Origin of the sequence: Shewanella sp. Iso12 (assembly GCF_012030025.1) — a bacterium.
GTDB lineage: Bacteria > Pseudomonadota > Gammaproteobacteria > Enterobacterales > Shewanellaceae > Shewanella > Shewanella algae.
This window is the reverse complement of the sequence record NZ_JAAUHW010000001.1, coordinates 404,874-417,257: the sequence shown is the minus strand read 5'-3', so window position 1 is coordinate 417,257 and position 12,384 is coordinate 404,874. Positions and strand designations below refer to the sequence as shown.

Annotated in this window: 11 protein-coding genes; 8 read left to right on the top strand and 3 right to left on the bottom strand. The window is 53.8% G+C overall.

Features of this window, described 5'->3' with window-relative positions:
- Window positions 1-131 precede the first annotated feature (131 nt).
- The 8 genes from HCX89_RS01845 to HCX89_RS01810 all read left to right on the top strand — a co-directional run bounded on the left by HCX89_RS01845 (window position 132) and on the right by HCX89_RS01810 (window position 10,028).
- Entirely contained in the window at window positions 132-1,106 is a 975-nt protein-coding gene (locus HCX89_RS01845) for a nucleoside hydrolase (RefSeq protein WP_044734188.1), read from the top strand.
- Window positions 1,107-1,752: 646 nt separating this feature from the next.
- On the top strand, window positions 1,753-2,349 hold the full coding sequence (betI, locus tag HCX89_RS01840) for a transcriptional regulator BetI (RefSeq protein WP_167714874.1): 597 nt from the start codon (window positions 1,753-1,755) through the stop codon (window positions 2,347-2,349).
- Window positions 2,349-3,809 (top strand): betaine-aldehyde dehydrogenase, encoded by a 1,461-nt coding sequence (gene betB / locus HCX89_RS01835; RefSeq protein WP_167714872.1) that lies wholly within the window; start codon window positions 2,349-2,351, stop codon window positions 3,807-3,809. The genes betI and betB overlap by 1 nt, the downstream gene beginning before the upstream one ends.
- Window positions 3,810-3,818: 9 nt before the next feature.
- Window positions 3,819-5,504, top strand: a complete 1,686-nt coding sequence (betA, locus tag HCX89_RS01830) for a choline dehydrogenase (RefSeq protein ID WP_025009803.1) — start codon at window positions 3,819-3,821, stop codon at window positions 5,502-5,504.
- 161 nt (window positions 5,505-5,665) lie between these two features.
- Entirely contained in the window at window positions 5,666-6,883 is a 1,218-nt protein-coding gene (locus tag HCX89_RS01825) for a choline transporter (RefSeq protein ID WP_025009804.1), read from the top strand.
- 53 nt (window positions 6,884-6,936) lie between these two features.
- Window positions 6,937-7,641: a TorF family putative porin gene (locus HCX89_RS01820; RefSeq protein WP_025009805.1), complete on the top strand. Its 705-nt coding sequence runs from the start codon at window positions 6,937-6,939 to the stop codon at window positions 7,639-7,641.
- A gap of 152 nt (window positions 7,642-7,793) precedes the next feature.
- Window positions 7,794-8,408 (top strand): PDC sensor domain-containing protein, encoded by a 615-nt coding sequence (locus tag HCX89_RS01815; RefSeq protein WP_197021449.1) that lies wholly within the window; start codon window positions 7,794-7,796, stop codon window positions 8,406-8,408.
- Between the two features lie 42 nt (window positions 8,409-8,450).
- The gene (locus HCX89_RS01810; protein ID WP_025009807.1) at window positions 8,451-10,028 is read left to right on the top strand and encodes a methyl-accepting chemotaxis protein; all 1,578 of its coding nucleotides are present in this window, start codon (window positions 8,451-8,453) and stop codon (window positions 10,026-10,028) included.
- A gap of 72 nt (window positions 10,029-10,100) precedes the next feature.
- Here the strand turns inward: HCX89_RS01810 and HCX89_RS01805 are convergent, their stop codons facing one another.
- The 3 genes from HCX89_RS01805 to HCX89_RS01795 all read right to left on the bottom strand — a co-directional run bounded on the left by HCX89_RS01805 (window position 10,101) and on the right by HCX89_RS01795 (window position 12,263).
- Window positions 10,101-10,670 (bottom strand): DUF1415 domain-containing protein, encoded by a 570-nt coding sequence (locus tag HCX89_RS01805; RefSeq protein WP_093982697.1) that lies wholly within the window; start codon window positions 10,668-10,670, stop codon window positions 10,101-10,103.
- Between the two features lie 140 nt (window positions 10,671-10,810).
- Window positions 10,811-11,629, bottom strand: a complete 819-nt coding sequence (locus HCX89_RS01800; protein ID WP_107004567.1) for a DUF2797 domain-containing protein — start codon at window positions 11,627-11,629, stop codon at window positions 10,811-10,813.
- A gap of 130 nt (window positions 11,630-11,759) precedes the next feature.
- Window positions 11,760-12,263, bottom strand: coding sequence for a glycine cleavage system protein R (locus tag HCX89_RS01795; protein WP_025009810.1), 504 nt, complete (start codon window positions 12,261-12,263; stop codon window positions 11,760-11,762).
- Window positions 12,264-12,384: the final 121 nt, after the last annotated feature.

Sequence of the window (12,384 nt, the reverse complement as noted above, 5' to 3'; positions counted from 1 at the left end):
TGTGTCTCATTTCCTCGATAGGGCGCGGTATTATGGGGCGCACAGCGTGAGATTTAGCGCTAGAATGGGCCAGTGCCGCCGGCTTGCAGCGGCACAGATAATATCAATAACATCACAAAGGAAGCTGGATTGTGACGAAGAAAATTATCCTGGATACAGATCCTGGTATTGATGATGCAATGGCAATTCTGTTTGCCGAAGGGCATGCATCTGTGGATCTTATCGGTATCACCACAGTATTTGGCAACGCCACCATTGAAAACAGCACTCGCAATGCCCTTTACTTGAAACAGAAATACGGCATGAAGGCAGACGTATCCATGGGGGCGGATAAGCCGTTGTCGCGCCCTCCTGTCGGCCCTACCACCATAGTTCATGGTGATACCGGTTTTGGCGATCTGCAAGTCACCGCCGCCGATGTCAGCCTAAGCGCCGATCCCCGTCCGGCATGGCAGTATATCGTCGAGCAGCTCAAGGCGCAGCCGGGGGAGATCACTCTGGTGGCTGTTGGGCCTCTGACCAATCTGGCACTGGCGCTGCAGCATGAACCCGGGATCACCAAACTGGTTAAAGAAGTGGTGATCATGGGCGGGGCCTTTGGGGTTAACGGCCATCAGGGCAATGTCAGCCCGTTTGCCGAAGCCAATATCCATGACGATCCCGAGGCGGCCGATATCGTATTTACTGCCGACTGGCCCGTGGTGATTATCGGTCTGGATGTGACCCATGAGAGTTTCTTTACGCCCGAGTATCTGGATAAGCTGCGCGATGAAGCCGGTGAGCCGGGACGCTTTATTCACCAGATAAGCCGTTTCTATCTCGACTTTTACCAGCGTAGCCTGGGAATTTCCGGCTGCCATGTGCACGACCCCTCGGCGATTGCCTATGTGATAGATCCCAGCCTGTTTACCCTGAGAAAAGGGCCTGTGCGGGTGGTTTGCTCCGGGCCGGCCATTGGCCACACAATGCAGAAAACCTACGAGCGGCGCCATCCCCATGATGACTGGAGCGATATGCCGGCGCAAAGTGTTGGGGTAGGGGTGCGCAACGAGGCGCTGCTTGAACTGTATCGCAACACCCTGATAGATTTCGGTCGTCGGTCATAGGTCTTGCTGCGGCAGTTATTTTTCTGATCTCAGCCGACTTCATCTGATGCAAGAGTCCCTCGCAGGGACTCTTGTCTTGCGCTTTATCCGCCTTTTCACTTTATTCATCTGTTACTTGTCTCAACATAGTTCAGCGTTAGTCGGCTTCCAGGTTCAGTATTCCTCTTGTTAATCATGACTCCTCTTTTTTGGTCATAACTCCTCATTCTAATCACTCTTTCTCATTGTCACTTTATTCTCTGCTTCCCCTACTCATCGCCTTATCCTCAGCCCCAGTCTCAATCTCAGTGTCCGGCTTCCAAGCAGCAGGTTAGGTCCGGAGCGACAGGCGTATTTATCTGCGCTATCGGGTTACAGAGTGAGTCACAATGTTTTAGCTCAAATGATATCTGCTGTAATTATTTAGACGGTGAACGCTTGGGTCGTTCTGCGGTAATTTTTCGGTTAACACCTCAGAAATAGCGAAGTTTTGTCGGTAAATAGAAACTTTTTCAGATAAACTTCAAGCAACGTAAGCATTTGTTGCTGTGAGGTAAATCACTGTTTTGTGACTTGTGTGATCTTAAAACTCGGCTCTGGTCAGGTTGATAATTACAGTTCAAATCATTAGGCTTGTTTTTAATTGAACGGTCAATTAATAAAAGATATGCCCAAGATTGGAATGAAACCCGTGCGCCGCCAACAACTGATCGATGCCACTATGGCCTCGGTGGCCGCCAATGGTTTGCACAATACCACCATCAACAGCATCAGCCGCTTGGCCGGGTTGTCGTCGGGGATCATCAGCCATTATTTCGGTGGTAAGCAGGAGCTGATTGAAGCGACATTGCGGCATTTGCTGGAGCAACTGAAGCTGGCTTTACTGGCGCAAACGGCGCAGCGGCAGCTTTCCCCCAAGGCACGGCTGCACGCCATAGTGGCGGCCAACTTCACCGAGTTTCAACGCTCGGGAGCGGCTACCCGCACCTGGCTTAATTTCTGGGCTCAGTCCATGCATGAGCCCGGGCTTGCCAGGTTGCAGCAGGTCAACAGTGCCAGACTGCAGAGTAACCTGGCCTTCTCTTTCAAACAGTTATTACCCAGGGAGCAGGCGCTTAAGAGTGCCGAGCAGGTGGCCGCCATGATTGACGGTTTTTGGCTGCGCAGTGCTCTCAGTCCTGAGCCTGAGCAGGCGTTTGCTGCCGCAGAATCCTGGTGTATCGATTTCATTGACCAAAGTCTGGCTTATCACGGAGTACATTGATGACACAGCCTGTTTATCAGAATTTTATTGACGGTCGTTATATGGCCAACGCCTCGGGTGAATCCTTTGAGGTGATTAACCCTGGCACCGGACAGGTGCAATACCGCGTTGAAGTGGCCGATGAGGCCATCAAACAGGCGGCCATTGCCAGTGCCAAACGCGGATTTGCCGCTTGGTCAGCCATGAGCACCATGGCGCGCAGCCGGGTGCTGTTGAAGGCGGTGGCCCTGCTGCGGCAGCGCAACGATGAGCTGGCCAAAATTGAAGTGCTGGATACGGGTAAACCCTGGCAGGAGGCGTCTGTGGTGGACGTGGTCACAGGGGCCGATGCCATAGAATACTTCGCCGGCATAGTGGTGGGCCTGGAAGGCTGTCAGCAAAGTGTTGGCGATGATTTCTTCTATACCCGCCGTGAACCGCTGGGGATCTGTGCCGGTATCGGCGCCTGGAATTATCCTTTGCAGATAGCCTGTTGGAAGTCGGCGCCGGCGTTGGCCGCCGGTAACGCGATGGTTTTCAAGCCGTCTGAGGAGACCCCGCTCGGCGCTCTGAAGCTGGCGGAAATCTTTATCGAAGCCGGTGTGCCCGCCGGGGTGTTCAATGTGGTGCAGGGCGCGGCCGAAGTAGGTCAATGGCTGACTCACAGTGAGGATATCGCCAAGGTGTCCTTTACCGGCGAGGTGGGCACAGGCAAGAAGGTGATGGCGGCAGCGGCCTCCAGTCTCAAGGATGTCACCATGGAACTGGGGGGCAAGTCCCCGCTGATCATCTTTGAAGACGCCGAGCTGGAGGATGCCGTCAGCGCCGCCATGCTGGGCAACTTTTATACCCAAGGAGAGGTTTGTACCAATGGTACCCGGGTCTATGTCGCCCGCAACCTTTACCCGGCCTTTATCGAACGTTTGCAGCAAAGGATGGCCAATATCAAGGCCGGCGACCCCATGGCGCCGGACACCAATTTCGGCGCCCTGATATCCAGCGCGCACAGAGACAAGGTGCTCGAGTATATCGCCCTTGGGCAGGCCGAGGGGGCAAGGCTCCTTTGCGGTGGCAAGCCTTTGACGCCGGACTCGGCCCCAGAGGGTTTCTTTGTTGAGCCGACCGTATTTGTCGACTGTGATGACAAGATGCGTATTTGCCGTGAAGAGATCTTCGGCCCTGTGATGTCTGTATTGATTTTCGACGATGAAGCGGAAGTGATCCGCCGCGCCAACGATACGGCCCTTGGTCTGGCTGCTGCGGTATTTAGCCGCGATATTCGCCGCGCCCACAGGGTGATTCATCGGCTTCAGGCTGGGATTTGCTGGATCAATGCCTATGGCGCCTCACCCTCGGAGATGCCCGTCGGTGGCTACAAGCTTTCGGGAGTCGGCCGGGAGAACGGCAGTGAAACCCTCAAGGCCTATACCCAGACCAAATCGGTTTATGTCGGCATGCAGCCCCTGGAAAGTCCATTTTAAGGAGCCGTTATGAATCAGAATTTCGATTACATCATTGTCGGTGCCGGTAGCGCAGGGTGCGTGCTGGCCAACCGCCTGAGCGAAGATAAAAACAAACGGGTCTTGTTGCTGGAAACCGGCGGCAGCGATCGCAGCATCTTTATTCAGATGCCAACGGCGTTGTCCATTCCCATGAATACCCAAAAGTATGCCTGGCAGTTTGAAACCGAGCCTGAACCGGGGCTGGACAACCGGCGCATGCATTGTCCCAGGGGCAAGGTGCTCGGCGGTTCTTCATCCATCAACGGCATGGTCTACGTCCGCGGTCACGCCCATGACTTTGATGAGTGGCAGGCCAGTGGCGCCGAGGGCTGGAGCTACGCCGATTGCTTGCCCTATTTCAAAAAGGCCGAGACTTGGGCCTTTGGCGGTGACAAGTATCGAGGCGATAGAGGGCCCTTGGGGGTCAACAACGGCAACCGCATGGCTAACCCTCTGTATAAGGCCTTTGTTGATGCCGGTGTGCAAGCCGGTTACCTGGCCACGGATGATTACAACGGTGCCCAGCAGGAAGGCTTTGGCGCCATGCATATGACGGTGAAAAATGGTGTGCGCTGGTCTACGGCCAATGCCTATCTGCGTCCGGCCATGACACGGGATAATTTAAAAGTGGTGACCGGCGCCTTGGTGCACAAGGTATTGCTGCAGGACAAGGTGGCAACCGGGGTGCGCTATGAATGCGGCGGCAAGTTGCAGCAGGCCGTGGTTGGCATGGGCGGCGAAGTGATCCTTTCAGCAGGTCCCGTGGGTTCGCCCCATCTGTTGCAGCTTTCCGGTATAGGTGCGCCCGAAGTCCTTAAAGAAGCCGGTATTGAGCTGGAGCATGCCTTGCCCGGGGTGGGGGAGAATCTTCAGGATCATCTGGAGTTCTATTTTCAGTTCCGTTGCACCCAGCCAGTTTCCCTCAACCGCAAACTGGATTGGTGGAACAAGTTCCTGATCGGCAGCCGCTGGTTCTTTACCAAGACGGGACTCGGGGCGACCAACCATTTTGAATCCTGCGGTTTTATCCGCTCCAAGGCGGGCCTGGCCGCACCGGATCTCCAGTATCACTTCTTGCCCGCTGCCATGCGTTATGACGGCCGGGAAGCCTTTGATGGTGATGGTTTTCAGGTGCATATCGGCCACAATAAACCCAAGAGCCGGGGATGGGTCAGAGTACAGAGCAGCGATCCGCACCGGCATCCGCAGATACGTTTCAACTATTTGCAACACCAGGATGATATCGAAGGCTTTCGCGCCTGTGTGCGCCTGACCCGGGAGATTATTCATCAGCCGGCATTCGATGGTTATCGCGGAGAAGAGATCCAGCCTGGTGCCGAGGTGGAAACCGATGAGCAGATAGATGCCTTTGTTCGTCGCTCGGTAGAGAGTGCTTATCATCCATCCTGTTCCTGCAAGATGGGCACAGATCCCATGGCCGTGGTGGACCCGCAAAACCGGGTGCATGGCATTGAAGGACTGAGAGTCGTGGACTCTTCCGTATTCCCCACCATTCCCAATGGCAACCTCAATGCACCGACCATAATGTTGGCAGAGAAGGCCGCCGATATTATCCGCGGCCGTGAAGCCTTACCGGCCTCTGATGCCACAGTTGTTCTGGCTGACAAGTGGCGAGCGCAGCAGCGCTGCCACGCACCCGAGCGGCCTAGCTGATCTTAAAACTCAAGGGGCCAGTCTGCAGTCGGCCCCTTAACCCCTGTCAATGCTGAAATCGGCGCAGCCAAGCCGAGGGCTTTTTGCTGGCCAAAATTCGCCATTAGTCTGGGGCTGAAATTAGAAAAATATAATTTAAATCAACAATAAAGGGAAAAATTATGGAGCTTTGGCTTTCTGCAGGGATCTTATTTACCTTTGCCATGATAGGGGTGATCCTGTATCGGTGGGGCAACATCCCCTGCGTAGGTGTCACCCCGGTGCGGATCAACACCTTTATCGCTATTTTGTTCACCTCAGGCCTGGATGTAGGCTTGATCATGTTCCCGCTCACCGAATTCGGCACTTACACAGATACCAACAGCAGCCCCGAATACGCCTTTTCCAATCCCTTGGCGATAGAGTTTGGATTTTGGGCCTTTCTCATCTGGGGTTTTTACTTTGTCACCTGTTTCTATTTTTGCGTCATTGAGCCCAGAGTGAAGTTCTTTGAACTCAAGGCGGTAAAGTTCATCAACAACATGGTGATTATCGGCACCTGTGCCTTCACTGCTTATCTGCTGCTCAGCAACTTGCCCTGGTATCTGCCGGAGATGGGCGATGGAGAGTCCGTCATAGGCGCCTTCTATCTGATAGTGTTTGCCGTCATCGCCATCGCGGTTTATTCCAGTACCAGCATTAAATACGTCAAGGTGCTCAGCCTGGCCAGTACCTGGCTGTTTGTGGCGCTGATAGCCCTGATGTGGAGCGGCGCATTTTTAGGGGAGAGCGGCACTGTCGGCGATTTCATTACCACCTTTTCGTTATTGGGTGAGTACTTTGTCGATATCAAGCATTTTGTGTTGCCGCTCAATGATTATCACGCCTTTTACCTGTTCTGGTGGTTTGCCTGGAGCATTATGATAGGCCAGTTTACCTCACGGTTTGTCGGCGGGATCAAGACCTGGCAACTCTTGCTTGCCATGATGGTGTTTCCCTCCATTCCCATCGCGATTTGGTTCAGTGTCCTCTATTTCTACGATACCCAGGCCATCTCCACATCCGGCTTTTATAACCTGGCCATGGTCATGGTGGGCATAACCTTTGTGATCAATTCGCTGGACTCATTGATCCGTCTCTACACGGATAACCTGGGGCTGACGGTTGCCAGGCTCGGCAAACGCAACTATCTGCTTGGCAATATCGCCGTGATGGTACTGCTGACCTTGCTGTTCCAGCTTGATTTTCTGGAGATTCAATGGGTTGGGGCCCTGGCCATTGGGCTTATCTTCGCCTGTGCCGGTTACATGCTGCTGACCAAATTGAAAACCTTGGGCCGGATCCAAGGCTCTCCCAAAGAAAACACTATAGATTTTAATAAAATAGAGTTGGCTGACTGATGTCGGCTTCAATCCATAAAACCAAAAGAGGAACACAGATGCGCTTGAACGCCATGGCAAATTATCTCAAGAGCGGCGGTGTGGCGGCACTGCTGACACTGACTTTCACGGCCGAGGCCGAGTGGTCATCGACCGTGACCCTGGCATCGGATTACAGTTTCAACGGGGTCAGTCAGACAGATGAAGGCCCGGCGTTACAGGCCAGCTTGGATTACAGTAGTGAAAGTGGCTGGTATCTTGGCAGCTTCGCTTCCAATGTCGACTTCGGTGGTGGCGATGATACCTGGTTGGAACTTGACGGTTATGCAGGTTATTTTTACCAGTTCAATGAACACCTGAGCCTGGATGCCGGGCTTGCCTATTACAGCTATCACGGCGAATCCTTTTCCGATGACTACAACTATCCGGAAGCTTATGCCAAGTGGGGTTATCAGTCGCCATTCGGTCAGTCGGAGCTGAATCTCTGGTACAGCTGGGATTACTTTGGTACCGGTGCCGGCCATAGCATAGTGATGCTGGCCCACAGTTTTGAATTGGCGCCCGGTCACCGGCTGAGGTTGAGTTTTGACCGTTCCACATCGGATGATACAGACAAGTGGCAGTGGCAGGGAAGCAGAGGCTATCAACACTACCGCATCGCCTACCAGACCCAATATCACGGCATAGATATTGAACTGGCAGGTGAAGATACCAGCCTGGACTCGGACAATGCCGATGCCAGGTTGGTGCTAAGCCTGTCGCACAGATTCACCTTCTGAAGAGCTGCCCTATTGGCCCAGGCTGGAGTGGGCGGCGTCAGCCTGGGCCTTGCGGCTTACTTAAGAATATTCTTTTATCTTTCAAGCGCTCTTGTGATTTGTTGACTAGTCTTATCTCAGGATGATTTCTATCACAGCAGGGAGCAACCCAGATGACCTCTATCAGCAAATTTTGTCGCAGCAAATCTTGCGCTGCATTGTTCAGTGTGACGCTGCTCGGCGCGACTTCTATGTTTGTTGCCGCCGCAGCCAATGCCAACGACTATGAAGCCGCCATCAGCGAACTTGCCAATACCCAGGTCAAGAGTTGGCTTGGCGACCCTTTGATCGTCGATAGCATCAAGCAACAAAACAGTGCCAATGCCGAACTTTCCAAGGAGCAAATTCTCAACTTGGACAAGCAATGGCGTGCTCAGGTTGCTGCCGCCGACAAGCCATTGGTGGATAAGCTTCTCAACAATCCGCTTTCCGATTTTTTGCGGCAGAAACTGCAGCAAAGCAATGGCCTTTATACCGAAATATTCATCATGGATGACAAGGGATTGAATGTGGGACAGAGTGCCATGACTTCAGATTATTGGCAGGGGGATGAAGCCAAATGGCAGCAAACCTTCGCCAAGGGGCCAGACAGTATCCATATCAGCGAGGTGGAAGAGGATGAGTCTACCCAGAGTTATCAGAGTCAGCTGAGTCTGCCTGTTGTCGACCCCTCGTCCGGTGCAGTGATAGGCGCCATTACACTGGGGATCAACGTAGAGCTACTTTAAGCGTCTTTTGCTTGTTATTTCCCCTCAGTCAGGGAGGCCTGTATGGGAATCTTCAACAGGATCAGCAGCAAGATGGCCTTGATCGCCTCTGTGGTGGTTTTGGCCGGTTTTACGCTGACCAATTTTATAAGCCAGCATAGGCTCACCAGCACTCTGGTTGATATGGAGCGGGTCAGCAGTCAGGTGATCACCGGATTCGTGTCGCAACAACTGCTCAATGCGGTGAAATTCGGCAAGGCGGACAAGGTCGAGGAGGAGTTTATCAATCTGGCCAAACAGACCCGGGGGAACCTCGGGTATGCCGTGGTGTTTGATGCTTCGCAGGCCGTTTTTGCTCAGTTTGGCGAGCCAGGCAATACCGGCGCCCAGATGCAGGCTTCGCTGGGGCAGCATCTGCCGCAACTGAAAGCCGGCGAGCCCCAGACCTTGGTTACCGACAAGGATATTCAAATACTTCATCCCATTATCAACAGTCGTGATCAGGCGCTGATTGGGGTACTGGGCATGAGCTGGGGTCTTCAGGAGATCCAGCGGCAGACAAATGCTATGTTGCTGGGAGGCATAGCCGTTGCTATTCCTGTCGCCGTGGCGATCATCATCTGCCTGCTGCTGGTGATGAAGCGCCTGGTGATGCGCCCGGTGGACAGGATCACCCAACTGGCACAGGAGTTGGCTCGCGGAGAAGGGGATCTGCGTCGGCGTATCGAGTATTCGAGCGACGATGAGTTGCGCGGCCTGTGTGACAACATCAATCACTTCATTATCAAGGTGCAGGAAGCCCTGGCCGATGTTACCGCTCAGTCGAGCTCCTTGACCGAGATAGCCACCCAAAGCCGCCATACATCCCAGAGTGCCAATGCCGCCACTCAAGAGCAGCGCGGCAGCCTGGAACAGATGTCCCACTCGATACGTGATATGTCCAGCGTGATCCACGAAGTGGCACAAAACGCGGCCGAGGCAGAGGATTCCACCAAGGATGCCAGGGCGGTATCCCAGGAAGTGCAGGCCATCATAGAGCGCAATCGTGAGTCGATAGACTCACTTGCCGCCGAGGTGGAGCGGGCCTCGGGGGTGATTCAGCGGCTTTATGATGACAGTCAGCAGATAGGGCGGATCCTCGAAGTGATCCAGGCGATTGCCGAGCAGACCAATCTGCTGGCACTGAATGCGGCCATAGAGGCGGCCCGTGCCGGTGAGCAGGGGCGGGGCTTTGCCGTTGTGGCCGACGAAGTACGCTCTCTGGCCAGCAAGACCCAGCAGTCGACCGAAGAGATCAAGGCGATGATAGAACGTTTGCAAGCCGGCAGTAAAGATGCCGCAGATGTGATGAATGCCAGTTGTAACAAGGCTCGGGAGGGGGTTGAGCAGGCACAGCAGAGCCGTGAAGCACTGCAGCTGATTGCCGCCAAGGTAGACGCCATTTCCAGCGTCAACAGCCTGATAGCCTCGGCGACCCAATCTCAGGCACGCTCGGCCGAGAGTCTGTCCCATGATCTGGAACAGTTGCATCATCTGAGTGAAATCTCCGCCAGCAGCGCCGAGGAAGCGGCGCACCATGGCAGTGAGCTCTTCGACCTAATCAATAAGACCCAGGTAACCCTCGGGCGTTTCAAAGTCTAGGGTTTCAAGGCCTGGGGTAAGGCCCGGGAAGGGGCAGATAAGCCTGAATCACATCAAGGCTTATCTGCTTTTTTATGGTTTTCGGCTCAGGCAGTTTTGCAGCAGTTTGGCGAAGAATTCGCTGCCCTTGCGGCGGGCAAAGGCGATGTTGCGCTCGGGAATCGACTCAGGATCATCATATTCGGCCAGGGCCTGTTCCATACTGGCTTCACGTATGATGTGCAAGGTCGGATAGGGCGCTCTGTTGGTATAGTTGGCGGCATCATCCTGGGCCTCCCCTTCGAAACAATAGTCGGGGTGAAAGCTGGCCAACTGGTAAACCCCTTCATAACCCTCTTCGAATAACAGCTGCTCGGCAAAGGCCAACAGATCCAGATAGAGGTGAAAGCCTTCAAAGCCCCTCGGCAGAATGAACAGGCTGGTTTCCGCTTGTGGGTGCTCATCCAGATATTGGCACTCGTCCAGCAACGCCTGCAAGGCAGTATCCATACGGCTTTCTTCGCAAACTGTGTAACGAATCGAGTCGCGCTCGACTTCCCGTCTGGCGAAGGGGCAGATGTTGTACTTCATGATCACCTCCTTGACCCAAGCCTGGGTCTGGGCGGCGATAGTCTGGGATCCCATCATGGAGTCTGTGGCCATATTCTGCTCTGTATCTGTGTAAGGGCGTTATTGGCGGCCATCATAGGCAGCCTCTGGGGTACTGGCAAGCACCAAAGGTACTGAAGGATGAAATACGGCGCCCATCCAAGTGGCGCCGCTGGTTTGCTCAAATTAAAAAATCAGTAGCTGACTTCCACTTCATAAGAGGTGAACTTGCGGATATTGATTACTCCGGTATCGAAAAGCAGGTACTGACCCTTGATGCCCATCAGAGTGCCGCTGACAACGGCTTCTTTGTCAAAGTTATGGGACTTGATCTTCTTTGGAAACTCACTGATCGGGTAGTGAATTTGCGTCTCTGCCTCGGTCAATCTCTCTATCTTGTAATCACCGCGGCTCATTGCCAGCTCGTGCAAGCGGGTTTCGATACTCGGCAATAGCGTTTCGGCCTTGGCCTTGAGATCTATCTCGTCGTTGTTGCCCTTGAGCATCGCCTGCCAGTTGGTCTTGTCGGCAATCAGTTTGGCCAGTTCGACTTCGATAAGGCCGGAAAGCTGCCTGCTGCTGACCTTGAATATCGGCAGCCCCTGGGTGGCTCCCTGATCCAGCCAGCGGGTGGGCAACTGGGTGTGGCGGGTAATGCCGACCTTTATTCCCGAGGTATTGGACAGGTAAACATAGTGGGGCACCATGCAATGCGTGTCGCCCCATTCGGGTTCGCGGCAGGTTCCCTGATCATAGTGGCAGGTTTCCGGTTTCATCACGCAGAGATCGCAGCTGGCGAGTTTCTGCATACAGACATAACAGTGGCCCTGGGAGTAACTCTTCTTGGTCTTCTTACCGCAGTTGCAGCAGAAGATGTTACCCGTGTGACTCAGGGTTAAACTCTTGCCTATCAAAGGGTTCAACGCCAGGCGCTGTTCAGCCACTCTGAGGGTGTATTGTGCCAGATGGTTCTCGTCCAGGGCGACGGCCATCTTATTCAGTGTTCCAAGCATAACGACAAAACTCTGTTCTTGTGATTTTCGCCAGTGTACCAGTTTTCCTAACAGGAATTATCGATTGCACATCGGTTGCTGCTTTTGCAGGCGTTCAAGAGTCAGAGGTCGGGCAGCTGCAGTATCGGGCTCAGGTCAGATTCAGCTTATCCAGTACCAGATCATCACCTATGCTGTAGAGGGATTCGGTCAGGCGCTCCTCCTGCATAGGGTCGGTCAATCCCAGGCTGATGGTGGCCCGAAACAGGGCGATGCCGGTATGGCCCGCGGTTTCAAACTTGCTGCTGAATTGCTCGATATTGATGCCCAGGGCATTGATCCTGTTGGAAATGTCCAGCACCAGCCCGGGCCTGTCGTAGGCCACCAGGTTGAAACTCAGGCGTTTGATATATTTCTGCTGCTGGCCGGCCCTGGCACTGGTGAGCGCCATACCATCGATGCACTCCAGGGCATCGAGCAGGTCATCCCAGTGTTCGCTGGGCACCTCAAGTAGCAAAATAGCGGCAAAAATTCCGTCTATATGACGTAATTCCGAGTCGAGCCAGTTGCCACCGTGACGGCTGACCGCATGGGCAATCTGCTCAACCAATCCTTTTCTGTCAGGGACTTGCAGTGTGATAAGGTAACGAAGCATGGTAGACAGACTCCTGAATAATGTTAAAAAAAGCTATGTAACACTATTGTCATTTTTGCGTCATATAATCCCAGCCACTCGATAAGGGATGGTCTTACCTGGGTTGGCCGAAACGCAATAA